Source organism: Nocardioides sp. URHA0020, assembly GCF_000620705.1.
Lineage (GTDB): Bacteria > Actinomycetota > Actinomycetes > Propionibacteriales > Nocardioidaceae > Nocardioides.
The window spans coordinates 768,857-786,171 of sequence record NZ_KK211166.1 but is presented as its reverse complement, the minus strand read 5'-3'; the positions used below and the strand labels follow the sequence as shown (position 1 = coordinate 786,171).

The following is a 17,315-nucleotide window of genomic DNA, read 5'->3' as shown; positions in this document are numbered from 1 at the left end:
ACCCTTCGCACACGCGCTGGCACTTTCGGATGCGGTGAATGTCGGCGTCTTAACTGCCCACATGGCCAGACATCGGGCTGCTTGTGAGCATCATGGCGCGCAGGATCGCCCGGCCTTCCGAGCCGAGTTGGCCGTTGAACGAGGCGACCGCTTCTTCATACGTCGACGACGACATAGCGGCGTCGGCAAGCATCCGATGAAAGCCGGTGGCGGTGACCTCCAAGCCGAAGACCTCGTCGGTCAGGATGCCGACGTTCTCGCCGAACGTCTCGATCCGGGGCCGCTCCACACGGAGGTCGTTCCCGGAGCGGTTCAACTTCCACACGCAGCCGCGCGGCACCTCCTGCAAAACGACCGGCGAGTGGGTCGCGATGATCGCCATGCCGTTGCGGTTCGTAAGCAAGTCGCTCAACGCTCGGATGAAGGCCGACAGGAGTGGCGGGTGTAGGTGGGCCTCGGGTTCGTCCAGCAGAACTAGGCTCTTCTCTTCGACGGTCTCAACGAGCTTCGAGATGCTGAGAAGCACGATCTTGTGACCTGAGGAAAGCCTGCGGAACTGTGCGCCAAAGGCAGTGATCGCCTCGTCAACGCGCTCGTCCCCTGTCCCGGGCTCCCCTGGAGCTGACGAGTACTCGCCCGAAAGCGGGATCTCCAGAATCTCAGCCAAACCCGCCTCTGCAAAGATCGGGTCACTCTCGAGGAGGCCGAGTGCTTTCCGCAGCCTCGCTCGACGGGCTCCGACAAGGCAAAGTTTGAGCGATTTCGTCATCTCCGCGCTGATCGCGCGGTCGTCCTTCGTCGTCGCCTCGCCCTCGCGAGGAGCGACCTTCTTCAGCCCGACGTACTGGTGGGTCAGACCGCGCTGTCGCTCATGGGTCTGCCGCATCGGCGTGAACTCGTCGAACGCGCTGAAGGAGACGGACACGATGTTCGACAGCTGATCCCAAGGGCCAGGTGGCGCATCCTCCTCGCGTGACTTGTTGACCATGGTCCGTGCGAGCTTGTTCAGCAAGCTGCTCTTGCCGACCCCGTTCCGGCCGATGAGCACGTGGATGTTCGTGGGCGGGCGCGACCCCGGCTCGACGGAGAACGACAGCCGCGGCGGCGGGTCCTGGCCGCCGGGTAGGAATGTGAACGAGTACTCGGTCAACCGCGCCCCACCGTGCGCCATCCTGGCGAACTGGTCTTCGACGGTCTTCAGGGTCACTGACCGCAGGAGCGAGGTGGTCGTGACACGCTCCCCTAGCGCGATCCGCCGGGCTTCCTCGTCGAAGGCGATGTCCCGCAGGCCACGCAGAAGGTCCTCTCGGAACTGCCCGCCGAACTCGCCCAGGTCCTCGTAGAACGAATCGTCCTGGCCCAGCGAAAAGAACGAATCCGGCAGTTGTGTGAACGACGTAGGGATGGCCGGGGCTCGCTCGCCAGGACCCGCCTCGCCAGCCTTGGCGCCGCGCAGGCCAACCTGACCGATCTTGACGTCGCCCAGCGGGTGACGTGTGCCCTCGTGGTCGACGTAGAGCACCGAGTGCAAAGTCGCGAACTTGAACCAGTCGTCCCAACCGGTGTTCCACAGGAACACCGTGCTACGCAGCGACGCGTCGACATCCGTCCCGCGCTCAACCACTCGAAAGTCCACTCGCCACCTCTCCGTCCCGGATGCTACGGGACGGCGCCGACATCAGGCGTGACCCTGCGGCCGACTGTCGGGACGACCCGCCGAGGACAAGGGAGCCCGACCAGTCCGCGAGCTAGGACGACCCGGTGGGTAGGCGGAATGAAAAGTTCACTCGTCAGTAGCTGGCTGCGACCCGACGAGCGAAGTTTCATTTGCGCCTGTAGTCGCGCTCCGAAGTGAAGTCCTCGGCCGTAGGCCACAGGCGGGTGCGGCACGCTGCACGCCAACTCCGCCGTCGACGTGCCCGCTCGGGTCGAGGCGCTGTCCCTCGCCGCAGGCCTCGGCCGCGAGGCCGCTCACAGCCAGCTCGCCTCGGCCGTCGACGTGGTCCTCCACCTGACCCGCGACGCCGACGGCGTACGCCGCCTGCGCCAGGTCGCGGTCCCGACCCGTGGTGCCGACGGCCTGGTCACCATGACCCCCGCCCTGGAGGTGGACCGCGAGGGTCGGCCGAGCGCAGGGCCCGCTGCCGGCCGGTTGGCGGAGCGGATCCGAGCGACGGCATGAGCGCCGTGGTGCTGGCCGCCGCGGCGGCTGCGGCGGCGATGGCGCTCTTGGTGCGGCCGCCACCACGACCCCCGGGCCGCAGCGGCCCGGCACCCGGGTCATGGTGGTCGGTGGTGGTCGCCCCCGGGGTTGTCGCGGCCGTGGTCGCGCCGGGCGCCGGCGTGCTGCTCCTGGTGGTGGCCGGTGCCTCGGCGGCCGGCGTGGCGCTGGTGCGCAAGCAACGCCGGCGCAGGGCGGCGGCGGCGGTCTCGGTCCGGGTCCTGGAGACCTGTGAGGTGATGGCCAGCGAGCTCGCCTCCGGCCAGGCGCCGGGGGCCTGCCTCGACCACGCCGCCGCGGCCTGGTCGCCGTTGGCTCCGGTGGCGGCCGCCTTCCGGGTCGGCTCGGACGTCCCGACCGCGATGCGCGAGCTGGCGGCAGAGCTCGACGGGGCCTCCGACCTCCGCGTCGTGGCTGCCGCCTGGCAGGTGGCCCACCGCACCGGTCAGGGCCTCGCGTCCACGATCGACCGGGTCGCCGAGTCCCTGCGCGCCGCCGCCGGCACCCGCCGCGTCGTCGCCGGCGAGCTGGCGTCGGCCCGGGCCACGGCACGGTTGGTCGCCGGCCTCCCGGTGCTCTCCCTGGTGATGGGCTCGGGCGCCGGCGGCGACCCGTGGGGCTTCCTGCTCGGCACTGCGTCGGGGCTGGCCTGCCTGGCCCTCGGCCTGGCCTTCGGGCTCGCCGGCCTGTGGTGGATCGAGGCGATCGCCCGCGGTGCCGAGGACGTCGCGTGACCTCGTCGTCGGCGGTGCTGGTGGTGCTGCTGGCGGCCGCCGCCACCGCGCTGCTGGTGCGCCCCTCGGCCCACCTGCCCACCGCGTCCGCGCCGACGACCGCGGCCCCCGATGCCGACGCCGGGCCCGGCTGGCTGCACCGGCACCGGATGGTGTGGTCCGGGCTGGCCGGGCTCGCGGCCCTGCTGTTCGTGTCCGGCCCGATGGGGCTCCCGGTAGGTGTGGTGGGAGCGGTCGTGGCCTGGGTCGTGATCGGCCGGGCCGAGCCGGCCGCCGTCCGGGCCCGTCGACGAGCCGTGGCCAGGGACCTGCCGCACGTCGTCGCGCTCCTCGCCGCCGCCCTGCGCGCCGGGGCGGCGCCGGCCGAGGCCATCGACCAGGTGTGCCGCGCGCTGCCCGGTCCGGCGACCGACCGCCTGGCCGGCATCGCCGCCCGACTCTCGCTGGGGCTCGATCCGGCCGAGGTGTGGTCGTCCTTGGCCGACGAGCCCGGGCTCGTCGGTCTCGGCCGCACCCTGGCCCGGGCGCACGCGACGGGTGCGCCGGTCGTGACCGCGGTGGAGCGGCTCGCCGACGAGCTGGCCCGGGCCGGTCGGGCCGAGAGCGAGGAGCGCGCGCGTGCCGTCGGGGTGCAGGCCGCCGTACCGCTCGGCCTGTGCCTGCTCCCGGCGTTCGTGCTGATCGGCATCGTGCCGCTGGTCGTCGCGCTGCTCACCTCTCTGGACCTGTGACGGCGACCGGCTCCGGGCCACCAATCGTCCACCGGCGGGTCTCCGACCGGTCCGTCCACAGTCGGAGCACCGGCGCCTGCGCGATGTCCCCCCGGTCCCGCATCGTCGGATCCGGCGGGCCGCACCGGGCGGGCCGCAGACCACCAGATCCCAGCACCACCAGGAGATTCCATGTCGCACTCACGTCCCGTCCAGCTCCGCACCCACGCTCGCCGACCCCGGCGGACCGCCCGCGGCGAGCGCGGCATCACCACGGCCGAGTACGCCGTCGGCACGGCGGCCGGTGCCGGCCTCGCGGGCCTGCTCTACAAGCTGCTTACCGGCGGCTTCGGTGACCAGCTGCTCAAGACGCTCTTCGACCACGTCCTCGGGCTCCTGGGCATCGGATGAGGCGTCGACCCGCTCGCGGCGGCGACCAGCGCGGTGCGGCGACGGCCGAGCTGGCGATGACGCTGCCGCTGCTGATCGCGGTGACGATCGGGCTGGTCTGGCTGCTGGCCGTCGGACTGGCCCAGGTGCGTGCGGTGGATGCGGCCCGCGAGACCGCGCGCGCCGTGGCCCGAGGTGATGCCACCGGTGCTGCGGTCGCACGCGGCGAGCGGGTCGCCCCACCGGGCAGCGAGGTGAGCGTGCAGGACACCGGCGGTGAGGTCCGGGCGGTCGTCGTCGGACGCGTGGCCGGACCAGGAGGGCTGTTCGACCTGCCGTTCGCCCGGTTCTCCGCCGAGGCGGTGGCCGCGACCGAGGACGGTGACAGCCGATGACCCGCGACCAGCGCGGCTCGGCGACGCCGTTCGCGATCGCCTGCCTGGGCCTCCTGGTGCTGCTCGCGGCCGCACTGGGCGTCGTGACGGCGATGGTCCACGCCCAGCGTCGGGCGCAGTCAGCGGCCGACCTGGCCGCGCTCGCCGCTGCCCAGGCCCTGGCGCGCGGTCAGCAGGGCTGCGTCGCGGGCGCCCGGATCGCCGACGCCAACGGCGCCGCGGTCATCAGCTGCGCGATGTCCGGACGCGAGGTGCGGCTCCGGGTCGAGGTGAGCGGACCGCGATGGCTGGGCCAGACCGGGGACCTCGCCGCCGAGGCGCGGGCCGGGCCGGTGCGCGGGGCACCGCCGGGTCAGTAGCTGCGGTCGTTGCTCGTGTCGTCGTCACTGCGCCGCTCGGCGTCACGCTCGTCCAGCTTCTCGGACAGCTCGTTGAGCTGCTTGTTCTCCCGGCGCTGGCGCAGGCTCCGCTTGGTGCCCCACTTGGTGAGGCCGAAGCCCCACAGGATGGCGAGCCCGCTGCCGAGCCCGGCGAGGTACAGCCCGAGGGCGGTGACGTCGACGCCGAGCAGCTCGACGTTGGTGCCGTCGGCCGTGAACACCGCCGCCACCACTGCGAGGGCACCGAGCACGATGAGCGCAAGACCGATGATCATGCGCGGAGGCTATCCGTCGTGAAGCAGCAGGTCGAGCAGCGCGGCGGCGCCGGTCTTGTCCAGCGGGTTGTTCTGGTTGCCGCACTTGGGCGACTGGATGCAGGAGGGGCAGCCCTCCTCGCAGGTGCAGGCGAGGATGGCGTCGCGGGTCGCGCCGAGCCAGGCGCGCGCCGAGCGGTAGCCGCGCTCGGCGAAGCCGGCGCCGCCGGGATGCCCGTCGTAGACGAAGACCGTCAGCTGACCGGTGTCCGGGTGCAGGGCGGTCGAGACGCCGCCGATGTCCCAGCGGTCGCAGGTCGCGAACAACGGCAGCAGCCCGATCGAGCAGTGCTCGGCGGCGTGCGCCGCTCCGGGGAGGTCGCGCACGTCGATCCCCGACTCGGCCAGGGCGTGCTGGGGCACGGTCCACCACACCGCTGCGGTCCGCAGCGAGCGCTCGGGGAGGTCGAGCGGCTCCTCGCCGAGCACCTCGCCACCCGGCTGGCGGCGGCGCAGGAAGGCGACGACCTGGTGGGTCACGTCGACCGTCCCGAAGGACAGCCGGCACGCGCCCCAGCGCTCGTGCTCCCGCTCGTCGACGATCGCGATGTCGGTGCGCTCGCGGGCGGTGGTCGAGTAGGCGGGCTCGGCGCGGCCGATCACCGCGACGTGCTCCTCGAGGTCCAGCGAGTGCACCAGCCAGGTCTCGCCCCGGTGCACGTAGACGGCGCCGGGGTGGGCGGTCGAGTGGGAGCTCGAGGAGTCGACCGTCCCCACCACGCGCCCGGTCTCGGCCTCCACGAGCTGCACCGGGTCGCCGCCGGTCGAGCGGATGTCGGCCAGGTCGCTCGCCCGCCGCCGGTCGGTCCAGAACCAGCCGCGGGGTCGACGGCGCAGCAGGCCGCCCTCGGTCAGCGCGTCGACCACCTCGCGGGCGGTCGGCCCGAAGAGCGCCAGGTCGGCCTCGGTCAGCGGCAGCTCCTGCGCAGCAGCGCACAGCTGCGGGCCCAGCACGTAGGGGTTGGCCGGGTCGAAGACGTTCGCCTCCACCGGCCGGCCGAGCAGCGCCTCCGGGTGGGTGACCAGGTAGGTGTCGAGCGGGTCGTCCCGGGCGACGAGCACGCCGAGGGCGTCCCGGGACCCGCGCCCCGCCCGGCCGAGCTGCTGCCACAGGGCAGCGCGGGTGCCGGGGAAGCCGGCCATCAGGACCGCGTCGAGCCCGCTGATGTCGATGCCCAGCTCCAGCGCGTTGGTCGCGGCGAGCCCGATCAGCTCGCCGCTGCGCAGCGCGTCCTCGAGCGCTCGACGCTCCTCCGGCAGGTAGCCGCCCCGGTAGGCGGCGACCCGTCCCGGTAGCGAGGGGTCGACGTCGGCGAGCAGCTCTGCGGCGGTGACGGCGACCTGCTCGGCGCCGCGCCGCGAGCGCACGAAGGCGAGGGTGCGGACGTCCGAGCTCACCAGGTCGGCCAGGAGGTCGGCGGTCTCCGAGGAGGCGGCGCGGCGCACGGGTGCGCCGTTCTCCCCGGCGTACGACGTGAACGGCGGCTCCCACAGCGCGAGCGCGACCCGTCCGCGGGGTGAGGCGTCGTCGGTGACGGCGAGGACGTCGAGCCCGGTCAGCCGCGCGGCGGCGACCTCCGGCTCCGCCACCGTCGCCGAGGCGAGCACGAACGTCGGCGTCGCGCCGTACGACGCGCAGACCCGGCGCAGGCGGCGCAGCACCTGCGCGACGTGGGCGCCGAAGACACCGCGGTAGTGGTGGCACTCGTCGACCACGACGTAGCGCACGGAGCCGAGGAAGTCCGACCACCGCTGGTGCCCCGGCAGCAGCGACCGGTGCAGCATGTCGGGGTTGGTGAGGAGGTACTCGCCGTGGTCCCGGGCCCAGTCGCGCTGCTCCCAGCTGCTGTCGCCGTCATGGGTCGTGGCGCGCACGTCGAGCCCGAGCGCGGTGATGCTGGCGAGCTGGTCCTGGGCGAGCGCCTTGGTCGGGGCGAGGTAGAGGACCCCCGCGCCACGCTGCCCCCGGGAGCCCCGCGACTCGCGGATGGTCGTGAGTGCCGGCAGCTGGTAGCCGAGGCTCTTGCCCGAGGCGGTCCCGGTCGCGAGCACGACGTGCCGACCCTCGTACGCCGCCGCGGCGGCCGTCGCCTGGTGCTGCCAGAGCTGTCCCACCCCGCGAGCCCGGAAGGCCGCGACGACCTCGGGTGCCGCCCAGGTCGGCCAGTCGGCCTCGCGCGCGGCCCGCGGCGGCAGCATCTCGAGGTGCCGCAGCCGACCGTCGCGCCCGGGCACCGAGGCCAGCCGCTCGACCAGGTGCCCCAGGTCGACCGACGGCGATCGCGAGGTCGTGGTCACGCCCCCATTCTCGCCGAGGCCGCCGACAACCGGTGATCGCCACCGCCGGCCACCGCCCACCACCGCACGCTCGCACCGGCCGCGTCACGCGCCGCCCCACCCTCCCGGGTGGTGCTCGTCTCGGGGTTGTGGCCTAGTTTGTGCGCGGGAACGCTGGAGCGTGGTTTCATTGTCCAGGCCGGACGCCGGGGGATGATTCGCAGCGGACCGGCCAACCGAACGAACTGCACCGGGAGACTAGTGGTGGACCTGACCCTGACGACGCGCGACGCCGGTGGGAAGACCATCGTTGCCGTCGGTGGCGAGATCGACGTCTACACGGCTCCCAAGCTGCGCGACAAGATCACCGAGCTCGTCGCTGCCGGCACGTACGACATCGTGATCGACATGGAGGAGGTCGAGTTCCTCGACTCCACCGGGCTCGGTGTCCTGGTCGGCGGCCTGAAGAAGGTCCGCGCCAACGACGGCTCGCTCGAGCTGGTCTGCAACCAGGACCGGCTGCTCAAGATCTTCCGGATCACCGGCCTGGCGAAGGTCTTCGTCATCCACGACTCCGCCGAGGCGGCGCTCGCCGGGAGCTGACCGGCCGCACCGACCTCCCACCCCGTCGTCCTCGGACGACGGGGTGGTCGTCATTTCGGGACGTGCGCGACTCGCCGTGTGTTCCACATCACATCCCGGTGCGATTCCGGGCACCACCCTGCGTAGACTCCGGCGCGTCCTGTGAGATCTGCATCACTCCAGCACCACGTTCAGGAGGAACCGCATGACGGGGATCAGTCCCGCTGTCGTGGAAGTCTCCGGGGGCAATCTCGTCCTGGTCATCGTCGTCGCACTGATCGCGCTGGGCGCGCTCGCGATGGCAGCGATGTTCCGCCAGGAAGTGCTTGCCGCCCGTGAAGGCACCGACAACATGAAGACCATCGCCCAGGCCGTCCAGGAAGGTGCGAACGCCTACCTGACGCGACAGTTCCGGACGCTCGCGATCTTCGCGGCGGTCGCCTTCTTCGCGCTGCTGGCCCTCCCGGCCGACGACGCCACGGTCCGGGTCTTCAGATCCGTCTTCTTCCTGGTCGGCGCCGGGTTCTCGGCCACGGTGGGCTACCTCGGCATGAACCTCGCCGTGCGCGCCAACCTGCGCGTCGCGGCCGCCGCCAACACCGAGGGCCGTGAGCCCGCCATGCGGATCGGTCTGCGGACCGGTGCGATGGTCGGCATGCTCACGGTCGGCCTCGGCCTGCTGGGCGCGAGCATCGTGGTGCTGGTCTTCCAGGACAAGGCTCCCAACGTCCTCGAGGGCTTCGGCTTCGGAGCCGCGCTGCTCGCCATGTTCATGCGGGTGGGCGGCGGCATCTTCACCAAGGCCGCCGACGTCGGCGCCGACCTGGTCGGCAAGGTCGAGCAGGGCATCCCCGAGGACGACCCGCGCAACGCGGCGACCATCGCCGACAACGTCGGCGACAACGTGGGTGACTGCGCCGGCATGGCCGCCGACCTCTTCGAGTCGTACGCCGTCACCCTGGTCGCGGCCCTGATCCTGGGCTCGCAGGTCTTCGGCGACAAGGGACTCGTCTTCCCGCTGCTGATCCCGGCCATCGGCGCCCTGACCGCCGTCGCGGGCGTCTACCTGACCAACCCGAAGGCCGGCGAGAACGGGCTCACGACCATCAACCGGTCGTTCTACCTGTCCTCGGGCATCGCGGCCGTGGCCTGCGTGGTCCTGTCCTTCGTCTACCTGCCGAGCAGCTTCAGCGACTTCGGCCTCCGCTACGCCGGCTACGACGGCGACCCCCGCTTCATCGCGGCCACCGCCGTGGTGATCGGCATCGTGATGTCGGCCGGCATCCTGGCGCTCACCGGCTACTACACCGGCACCGAGTACCGCCCGGTCAAGGACGTCGGCAAGACGTCGTTGACCGGCGCGGCCACCGTGATCCTCTCGGGGCTCTCGGTCGGCTTCGAGTCGGCCGTCTACACGACCTTCGTCATCGGGGCCGCCGTGTTCGGCGCCTACCTGCTCGGTGGTGCCGCGCTGACGGTGTCGCTCTTCGCGGTGGCGCTCGCGGGCTGTGGCCTGCTGACGACCGTCGGCGTGATCGTCGCGATGGACACCTTCGGACCGGTCTCCGACAACGCGCAGGGCATCGCCGAGATGTCGGGCGACGTGAGCCCTGAGGGGGCCCAGATCCTCACCGAGCTCGACGCCGTCGGCAACACCACCAAGGCCATCACCAAGGGCATCGCCATCGCGACGGCCGTGCTCGCCGCCACGGCGCTCTTCGGCTCCTACGCGACGTCGGTCTTCGACTCCATGCGTGACGCCAACCCCACCGTCGACGAGAGGAACCTGCTCGACTTCCAGGTGTTCAACCCGGCGGTCCTGGTCGGCGTGCTCCTCGGTGCGGCCGTGGTCTTCCTCTTCTCCGGCCTGGCGATCAACGCCGTCGCCCGCGCCGCCGGCGCGGTGGTCTACGAGGTCCGCCGCCAGTTCCGCGAGATCCCCGGGATCATGGAGGGCACCGGTCGTCCGGAGTACGGCAAGGTCGTCGACATCGTCACCAAGGACTCGCTGCGCGAGCTCGTGACGCCCGGCATCCTGGCGGTCCTGGCCCCGATCGCCGTCGGCTTCGGCCTCGGCGCGACGGCCCTCGCCGGCTTCCTGGCCGGCGCGATCGGCACCGGGACCCTGATGGCCGTCTTCCTGGCCAACTCCGGTGGCGCGTGGGACAACGCCAAGAAGCTCGTCGAGGACGGCAACCACGGTGGCAAGGGCTCGCCCGCCCACGAGGCGACGATCATCGGCGACACCGTCGGCGACCCGTTCAAGGACACCGCCGGTCCGGCGATCAACCCGCTGATCAAGGTGATGAACCTGGTCTCGCTGCTGATCGCCAGCGCCGTCGTCTCGATGAGCGTCGGCGACGACCAGCACGACGCCGCCCGGATCGCCATCGCCCTGGTGGCGGTCGCGATCATCGCGGTCGCGGTCTACGTCTCCAAGCAGCGCGAGGTCACGCTCGGCGACGACGACTCCGGGACACCGGCGCCGCCGCCTCCTCCGCCCGCGGCGGACGCTCCGCCCCCGCCGCCGGACTACCCGGCTCCGACCCAGCAGTTCGGGACGCCGAACCAGCCGTAGCACCACGCGTCGACCCGCCCGCTCCCGACAGCACGATCGCCGGGAGCGGGCGGGTCGCTGTCTGCCGGGGCCCTAGGCTTCGCGGTGTGACTGACGACCTGCCCGTGTCCCTCCCGCACCGGCTGCGTGCGGCCCTGGTCGCCGCCGACTTCACCTACGACCGGGTGGCCGACCTGCTCGGTCCCGCCGCCCATGACGCGCTGGCGCGCAACGAGACGACGCCCGCGCTGCGGCGTACGACGGGTGGCAGCCCCCTGGAGACCCTGACCCGGCTCTTCCTGCTGCAGAGCGTGGTCGACCTCGACGCGGCCGAGCGGGCGCTGCCCGGCCTGGTCGACCGGCTCGCCGTCGAGGGCTTCGTCGAGCGGTCCGTCGGCGAGGTCGCGGCCCGCCTCGACGTGCGCCCGTACGCCGCCGACGGCGACAGCCTGTGGGTCGTCAGCGACCTCACGCCGGGCCTCGACGGCGGGCCCAACCTGGTCGGGCCCGACCATGTCCTCGGGATCAGCTCCGCCTCGACGTCCCTGGCCCAGCTCACGATCCGCGAGCCCGTCGGCCGCTCGCTCGACCTCGGCACCGGCTGCGGCGTCCAGGCCCTGCACCTCGCGGGCCACAGCACGGCCGTGGTGGCCACCGACGTCAACGAGCGCGCGCTGCGGCTGGCCCGCTTCAACGTGACGCTCAACGACGTCCGCACGCCGGTCGACGTACGCGCCGGCTCGTTCTTCGAGCCGGTGGCGGGCGAGCGCTTCGACCTGATCTCCACCAACCCGCCGTTCGTCATCTCCCCGGCGACCGGCGAGCGCCTGGTCTACCGCGACTCCGGCCTACCCGGGGACCGGGTGGTCGAGCACATCGTCCGGACGGCCCCGGACCACCTCACCGAGGGTGGCTGGTGCCAGGTCCTGGCCAACTGGGTGATCCCGACCGGCCAGGACTGGCAGGACCGGCTGGCCTCCTGGGCCGATCCCGAGTGCGACCTCTACGTCGTCCAGCGCGAGGTCGTCGACCCGGCGTCGTACGTCGAGCTCTGGCTCAAGGACGCCGGCCAGCACGGTGGTCCCGACTACGCGACCCGCTACGACACCTGGGTCTCCTGGTTCGAGCAGCAGGGCATCGAGGCGGTGGGCTTCGGCTGGATCAACCTGCGCCGCTCGGGCGCCGCGCAGCCGAGGCGCGAGCTGCTCGAGTGGCCGTACGACGTCGAGCAGCCGATCGCGCCCGCGCTGCACGCCTGGGCGAGCGCCGGTGACGTCACGGTCGGCCTGGACTCCCGCCTCGTCGTGCGCACCGACATCCAGCAGGAGACCGTCGGTGCGCCCGGCGCGGCCGACCCCGAGGCCGTCGTGCTGCGCCAGCAGCGCGGGCTGCGCCGCGCGCGGCAGGCCGACACCGTCGAGGCGGCCCTGGTCGGCGCCTGCGACGGCGAGCTCTCGGTCGGCCAGATCCTCGGTGCGCTGGCCGACCTGCTCGACCTCGACCCCGCGCAGACCGAGACGACCTACCTCCCGGCCGTGCGTGAGCTCGTCGCCGAGGGGTTCCTGACTACCGGACCTTGACCTTGACGGTCGCCTTCGCGGCCTTGACGGTCGTGGTGCCCGAGTAGGTCAGCGTGAGCTTGTGCTTGCCGCGCTTGAGCTTGAGCCTCACGACCACCTTGCCCTTGTTCTTGGCCTTGAGCTTGATCGTGGCGACCTTCCTCTTGCCGTCCTTGACGACCACGGTGCCGGTGGGCCCCTTCAGGGTCGGCACCTTGACGGTGACGGTGAGCTTCTTCCGCTGGTAGGTGCCCTTCACCGTCGCGGTGGCCTTGGGCACCGTCACCGCCTTGCTGGTGAAGACGGTCGCGGCGTGCAGGCCGCCCGGGTCGTTCGGGTACTCGATGGTGAGTCGGAAGCTGAGCCTCTTGGTCGCCGCCGCGGCGGTCACCAGGAACTTCTGGAAGTAGTCGCCGTCGGAGAAGTCGTCGGCCGGCCTCCCGTCGAGGAACCACTCCACCGTCACCAGGTCCTGGTCGAGCGTGGGTCCGTTGAAGGCCCCGAACTTCGCCGTGACCGTCCTGCCCACGACGGCCGCGCCGGTCAGCCGGGGCAGCGTCTTGAAGGTCGCCGCGCTCAGCAGCAGCTGGACGTCCTCCAGGACGCCTGCCTCGACCTCGACCCCGGGGGCCGTGAGCGCGCCGCCGGGTGCCACCGTGACGATCGCGTGGGCCCCGGTGTCGGAGCTGGCGTTGGTGAGCCAGGTCGTGGCCTTGCCGGCCTTCTCGAAGCGCAGGGAATACTTGCCGACCGGCACCTCGACCGCGTACTCGCCGTCGACCTCGGTCGTGGCGGTGCCGGCCAGGGTGGTGGTGCCGGCCTTGAACGCCCTCACCGTCGCGCCGGCGAGCGGGTCGCCGGCCTCGTCGCTGACGGACCCCCGGATCAGGTACGTCCCGGTCGACTTCTGCAGGGTCACGTCGGCCAGGCCGGAGGTGACGTCGGCACCGTCGACGACGGTGATGCTGCCGCCCGTCGCGACCTTGACGGACGAGGGGCTCTCGCTGCCGCCGTAGAACGTGCCGTCCCAGGTGGCGCTGCCGATGGTGCGGCCGACGTACTCGATCCGGTAGGTGCCGACCGGGAGCTGCAGCGTGAACGTGCCGCCGCCCGCGGACGTGGTGGTCACGGTCGCGAGCGTCGTGTCCTCCGGGACCGCTCGCACGGTGATGCCGGTCAGCGGGGATCCGGCGCCCAGCACGCGGCCGGTCAGCGGGTGCTTCGCCGGGCTGCGCAGCGTGAAGGAGTCCAGGGTGCGGTCGGGGACCGGGTCCTCGCTGATGGTCGCGCCGCTCGAGGTGACGACGACCTGGGCGCGCGCGTCGTCGGCGTTCAGGTAGTAGCCGGTCGTGTACCCCGTCCTGCTGAACTCGATCTCGTAGGTCCCGGCCCGCAGGTGCAGGGCGTAGGCCCCGTCGGTGTCGGTGGAGGCGGTGTCGGTGAGGGCACCGCCGGCCTTCGGCACCGCCGTCACCGTGACCTCCGGGAGGGGGTCGCCATTGGGGTCGGTCACGTCACCCAGCAACGGGTACGTCGTCTCGACGGTCTCCGCGGCGATGACGGTGCTGCCCAGCGCGCCGCCCGGCTGCGGCACGCCGTCGATCGTGACGCTGCTGCCCTGACCGACCTTGACGGGCGTGGACGACGCGAGGTCGGCGCCGCCGAGGAAGGTCTGGATGTAGTTCGGGAGTGCCGGCACGTTGTCGGTGAAGCGGATCGTGTAGACGCCGATCTTGAGCCCGCTCGCGGACCAGCTGCCGGCCGCGCCGGACACCGTGCTCGTCGTGACCGTCTTGACCGGAGCCGCGGTCGTGTCGTCCTCGGGGAGGACGTCGACGGTGATCCCGTTGACGCCGGCTCCCGCGGAGGTGACCCGGCCGGACAGTGCCGTGGTCCCCGTGGCCTGCGCGAGCGTCATCGGCTCGAGCGCGTCGGGCGTGATGGCGCCGCCGATCGCGACCGTCACCGGGACGACCGTCTCGCCCGCGCCCGGGTAGGTGGCGCCGGTGAAGCCGGGAGCCGTGTACGTGAGGTGGTACGTCCCGGGCTTCAGGGCCAGCCGGTAGCGGCCGTGGTCGCCCAGCTCACCGTCGGCGCCGCTCGTGTCGGTGGCCTGGTTGGCGAGCGGCGTCGGGCTCTGCGGGACGGCGGTCACGGTGGCGCCGTCGATGGGGTCACCGGCTTCGTCGTCCAGCTCGCCGACGACGGCGTACGTGGTGTCGCTGGTCGCCACCGTCGTCGCGGTGTCGCCCAGTGCGCCGCCGGGCTTCGGGACCTCGCTCACCGACACCTGGTCGCCCTGCCCCACCTTGACCGGGGTCGACGACGCCAGGTCGCTGCCGCCGTAGAAGGTCTGGTTGTAGACCGGGTCGCTGACGCCGTTGTCGGTGAAGCGGACCGTGTACTCGCCGATCGTGAGACTGCCGACCGACCACGTGCCGTCGGCCGGCGTGGTGGCCTGCCCGACACGGGTCGCGTCGGTGAGCTGTCCACCCTCGGGGAAGACCTCGACCACGATCCCGCCGACGCCGCTGCCCTCGCTGGTGACCCGACCCGAGATGGTGGTGGTGCCGCTGGAGTCGGAGAGCTCGACGTCACCGAGCTCGCCGCCCGGCACGGCGGCGCCGGCCACCCGGACCGTGCCGTCCAGCTCGACGACGACGTCGACCGGGGTCAGGTCCCCTCCCGGGTAGGTGGTCGCGCTGAAGCCGGTGAGCGAGAAGGCGATGCGGTAGGTGCCCGCCTTCAGCGGCAGCCGGTAGCGGCCGTGGTCGCCGAGCTCGCCGTCCGCGCCGGTGTGGCTCGTGGCCTGGGCGCCGTGACCGCCCTGCGGGAGGCCGGTCACCATCACTCCGTCGATCGGGTCGCCGTTGGCGTCGACGACCTCGCCGAGGACCGGATGCGGCTGGTCGGCGGACGACGGGACGAGGACGACGGGGAGCAGAGCGTTGTCCGTGACCGGCGACCCGTTCACCTTCGCGACGCCGCCCTGGGCCATCTCGATCGAGCTCGGGGTGCTGCCGCCGACGTAGGTCCTGTCGTACGTCGTGCCGCCGGAGGTCCCGGAGAGCTGGACGACGTACGAGCCGACCACCAGGCCCTCGGGGCTGGCCAGCGACCAGGCGCCAGCGGCGCCGCTGCTCGTCGTGGTGGCGAGGGGGGTCACGAGGTCGTCGGGTGCGTACGCCGTGACGGTGATCCCCGGAAGGCCGGTGGTCCCGTCGGTCACGGTGCCACTGAGCGGGTACTCGACCTTGCCTGCGGCCACCGTCTCGCCGAGGTCGCCGGTGACCATCTCGGCGCCGTTCACGAGCACGCTGCCGTTCAGCTGGACGCTGACCAGCGCCGTCGGGGCGTCGCCGCCGGGGTACGTCGTGTCCTGCCAGGCCGAGCCGCCCTCGATGGTGATGTTGTACGCGCCGGGCTTCAGCAGCAGGCGGTAGCGGCCATGGTCGCCGAGCACGCCGTCGGCCCCGGTCTCGTCCTCGTCGCCCGTGCCGGCACCGACGGGCACGGCAGCGACGGACAGGCCGTCGATGTCGGCGCCGTTGGCGTCGACGACCGACCCGGACACCGGGTGCGGCGTGTCCGCGCTGGAGACGTCGAGGGTGACGACCGCGAGACCGGCGACCTCGTCCCCGGCGACGTACAGCGTGCCTCCCTGGGCGACCCGGACGTCCGGCACCGTGGTCGACGTGTAGGTCGGGGCGTCGGTGTCGTTGTCGGTGTACTCGAGGTCGTAGGCGCCGACCGGGAGGGCCAGCGTGAAGGTGCCGGCGGCGCTGGTCGTGTCGGTGTCGACGACCGTTGCCGGGTCGGTGGAGTCGCGGGGCAGCGCGCGCACCGTGATCCCCTCGATCGGGTTGCCGGTGCCGGCCGCGTGGACGTCGCCGGACACGGCGAAGGGCTGGCTCGCGAGCGCGACGTCGTTGAGCCGGTTGCCCGACAGGTCCTCGGTCGGCGCGACGGAGAGGATGCCGGTCGCGGACACGGTGACGGTCGACGGGCTGGCCTGACCGCCGTACCTGGTGGAGACCCAGCCGGTCTTGGAGAAGCTGACCCGGTAGGTGCCGGGCAGGACCGAGGCGCTGTAGACGCCGAGCTGCTCGCCGGCGGTCGTCGTGTCGTCGGCACCCGAGTCGCTGCTCGCGCCGACGGGGGTCACGGCGACGTGGACCGCGCCGACGGGGTCGCCGCCCGCGTCGACGACCTGGCCCGCGATGGGGAACTCCTGATCCACGGCCGGCTTGGTCAGCGTGACCGCGCACAGGCTCGTGCAGGCGATCGGGCCCCCGCTGGTGGAGAGACCGCCGTTCGCGGCCACGATGACCTCGGTCGGGGTGGCGCCGCCGTACGACGTGGGTAGGTAGGTGCTCGTGGGATCGGTGTAGTGGAGCTCGTAGCGGCCGCTGGGCACGGTGAGGCTGTAGCTGCCGGAGCCGTTGGTGGTGGCTGAGTCGAGCGGCGTCTCGTCGTCGCCGAAGGCGAAGATCTCGACCGCGATGCCGGACAGCCCGGTGCTCCCGTTGGTGACGGTGCCGGTCAGGGTGTGCTCGAGCTGGCTCGTCAGGGTCACGTCGTCGAGCACGTTGTCCTCGACCGGCTCCCCGTCGACGGCGATGTCCCCGGAGCCGTCGACGACGACGTCGACGGGGGCCTCCCCGCCGTAGAACGCCGTCTGGTAGCCGGCCTTCACGAACTCGAGCCGGTACGTGCCCGCCGAGAGCGGGAGCGAGTAGCCACCGCCGGCGATCGTCGTGGTCGTCGCCGCCTTCGTGGTGTACGCCGGCGCCGGCCGGGCCGTCACGGTGACGCCGGTCAGCGGGTCGCCGAGTGCGTCGTACACCGACCCGGACGCGGTGTTCGGCGTGGCCTGCGCGGGCGCGGCGGCCACGACCACCGCCAGCGGCAGGAGCACGAGGGCACCGAGGAGCGCGACGAGACGGCGCAGGCGCGAGCCGGCGGATGACGAGGGCATGCGGTGCCTCCAGGGGCATTGATGTCAGGCGCAATTCTCGCTGGCGGAACGCATCGGCGCGGCGTCCTGACAGTCTTGGCAGGAGCGACTAGACCACTGATCGGAAGGTCGTGGGGCGTCTTTCGGGAGAACGGCCGGGAATGGGGATGGCGCGGCACGCGCTACCGTGTTCGGCCGGGAGCCCTCATGGGCGCTCCGCAAGCCGGCAGGGAGCAGAG

At 72.3% G+C, this 17,315-nt stretch carries 13 protein-coding genes; 9 read left to right on the top strand and 4 right to left on the bottom strand.

The genetic code is table 11. From position 1 onward, the window contains the following. Positions 1–49: 49 nt before the first annotated feature. Positions 50–1,636, bottom strand: a complete 1,587-nt coding sequence (locus tag N542_RS23950; protein WP_081795065.1) for an AAA family ATPase — start codon at positions 1,634–1,636, stop codon at positions 50–52. A 279-nt stretch (positions 1,637–1,915) separates the two neighbouring features. On the opposite strand from N542_RS23950, the gene N542_RS0108320 reads away from it, so the two are divergent. The 6 genes from N542_RS0108320 (at position 1,916) to N542_RS0108295 (ending at position 4,809) form a co-directional block, all read left to right on the top strand. Beyond that, on the top strand, positions 1,916–2,182 hold the full coding sequence (locus tag N542_RS0108320) for a hypothetical protein (protein ID WP_028643536.1): 267 nt from the start codon (positions 1,916–1,918) through the stop codon (positions 2,180–2,182). Beyond that, on the top strand, positions 2,179–2,955 hold the full coding sequence (locus tag N542_RS27445) for a type II secretion system F family protein (RefSeq protein ID WP_036506713.1): 777 nt from the start codon (positions 2,179–2,181) through the stop codon (positions 2,953–2,955). Before N542_RS0108320 ends, N542_RS27445 begins: the two co-directional genes overlap by 4 nt. Continuing rightward, positions 2,952–3,686: a type II secretion system F family protein gene (locus N542_RS0108310; protein WP_028643535.1), complete on the top strand. Its 735-nt coding sequence runs from the start codon at positions 2,952–2,954 to the stop codon at positions 3,684–3,686. Before N542_RS27445 ends, N542_RS0108310 begins: the two co-directional genes overlap by 4 nt. A gap of 171 nt (positions 3,687–3,857) precedes the next feature. After that, positions 3,858–4,076, top strand: coding sequence for a DUF4244 domain-containing protein (locus tag N542_RS0108305; RefSeq protein ID WP_028643534.1), 219 nt, complete (start codon positions 3,858–3,860; stop codon positions 4,074–4,076). After that, positions 4,073–4,450: a TadE family protein gene (locus tag N542_RS0108300; RefSeq protein WP_036506710.1), complete on the top strand. Its 378-nt coding sequence runs from the start codon at positions 4,073–4,075 to the stop codon at positions 4,448–4,450. The genes N542_RS0108305 and N542_RS0108300 overlap by 4 nt, the downstream gene beginning before the upstream one ends. After that, complete coding sequence (locus N542_RS0108295; RefSeq protein ID WP_028643532.1) at positions 4,447–4,809, top strand: Rv3654c family TadE-like protein; 363 nt, start codon at positions 4,447–4,449, stop codon at positions 4,807–4,809. Before N542_RS0108300 ends, N542_RS0108295 begins: the two co-directional genes overlap by 4 nt. Here the strand turns inward: N542_RS0108295 and N542_RS0108290 are convergent. Further along, positions 4,803–5,105, bottom strand: a complete 303-nt coding sequence (locus tag N542_RS0108290; protein WP_028643531.1) for a hypothetical protein — start codon at positions 5,103–5,105, stop codon at positions 4,803–4,805. The genes N542_RS0108295 and N542_RS0108290 overlap by 7 nt on opposite strands. Before the next feature lie 9 nt (positions 5,106–5,114). Continuing rightward, positions 5,115–7,442 (bottom strand): DEAD/DEAH box helicase, encoded by a 2,328-nt coding sequence (locus N542_RS0108285; RefSeq protein ID WP_028643530.1) that lies wholly within the window; start codon positions 7,440–7,442, stop codon positions 5,115–5,117. Positions 7,443–7,685: 243 nt separating this feature from the next. On the opposite strand from N542_RS0108285, the gene N542_RS0108280 reads away from it, so the two are divergent. From N542_RS0108280 to N542_RS0108270, 3 genes are all read left to right on the top strand, one after another. After that, the gene (locus N542_RS0108280; protein ID WP_028643529.1) at positions 7,686–8,024 is read left to right on the top strand and encodes an STAS domain-containing protein; all 339 of its coding nucleotides are present in this window, start codon (positions 7,686–7,688) and stop codon (positions 8,022–8,024) included. Positions 8,025–8,208: 184 nt separating this feature from the next. Continuing rightward, positions 8,209–10,581: a sodium-translocating pyrophosphatase gene (locus tag N542_RS0108275; RefSeq protein WP_028643528.1), complete on the top strand. Its 2,373-nt coding sequence runs from the start codon at positions 8,209–8,211 to the stop codon at positions 10,579–10,581. Positions 10,582–10,667: 86 nt separating this feature from the next. Then, complete coding sequence (locus N542_RS0108270; protein ID WP_051551500.1) at positions 10,668–12,140, top strand: DUF7059 domain-containing protein; 1,473 nt, start codon at positions 10,668–10,670, stop codon at positions 12,138–12,140. Here N542_RS0108270 and N542_RS0108265 read toward each other — a convergent pair. Then, complete coding sequence (locus tag N542_RS0108265) at positions 12,127–17,097, bottom strand: beta strand repeat-containing protein (RefSeq protein ID WP_028643526.1); 4,971 nt, start codon at positions 17,095–17,097, stop codon at positions 12,127–12,129. The two genes, N542_RS0108270 and N542_RS0108265, sit on opposite strands and share 14 nt — an antisense overlap. Positions 17,098–17,315 lie beyond the last annotated feature (218 nt).

Bases quoted from the DNA above. Each gene is read 5' to 3' on its own strand.
- N542_RS0108290 (WP_028643531.1), bottom strand. From the start codon at position 5,105: ATGATCATCGGTCTTGCGCTCATCGTGCTCGGTGCCCTCGCAGTGGTG.
- N542_RS0108275 (WP_028643528.1), top strand. From the start codon at position 8,209: ATGACGGGGATCAGTCCCGCTGTCGTGGAAGTCTCCGGGGGCAATCTC.
- N542_RS0108295 (WP_028643532.1), top strand. From the start codon at position 4,447: ATGACCCGCGACCAGCGCGGCTCGGCGACGCCGTTCGCGATCGCCTGC.
- N542_RS0108305 (WP_028643534.1), top strand. From the start codon at position 3,858: ATGTCGCACTCACGTCCCGTCCAGCTCCGCACCCACGCTCGCCGACCC.
- N542_RS0108265 (WP_028643526.1), bottom strand. From the start codon at position 17,097: ATGCCCTCGTCATCCGCCGGCTCGCGCCTGCGCCGTCTCGTCGCGCTC.
- N542_RS0108300 (WP_036506710.1), top strand. From the start codon at position 4,073: ATGAGGCGTCGACCCGCTCGCGGCGGCGACCAGCGCGGTGCGGCGACG.
- N542_RS27445 (WP_036506713.1), top strand. From the start codon at position 2,179: ATGAGCGCCGTGGTGCTGGCCGCCGCGGCGGCTGCGGCGGCGATGGCG.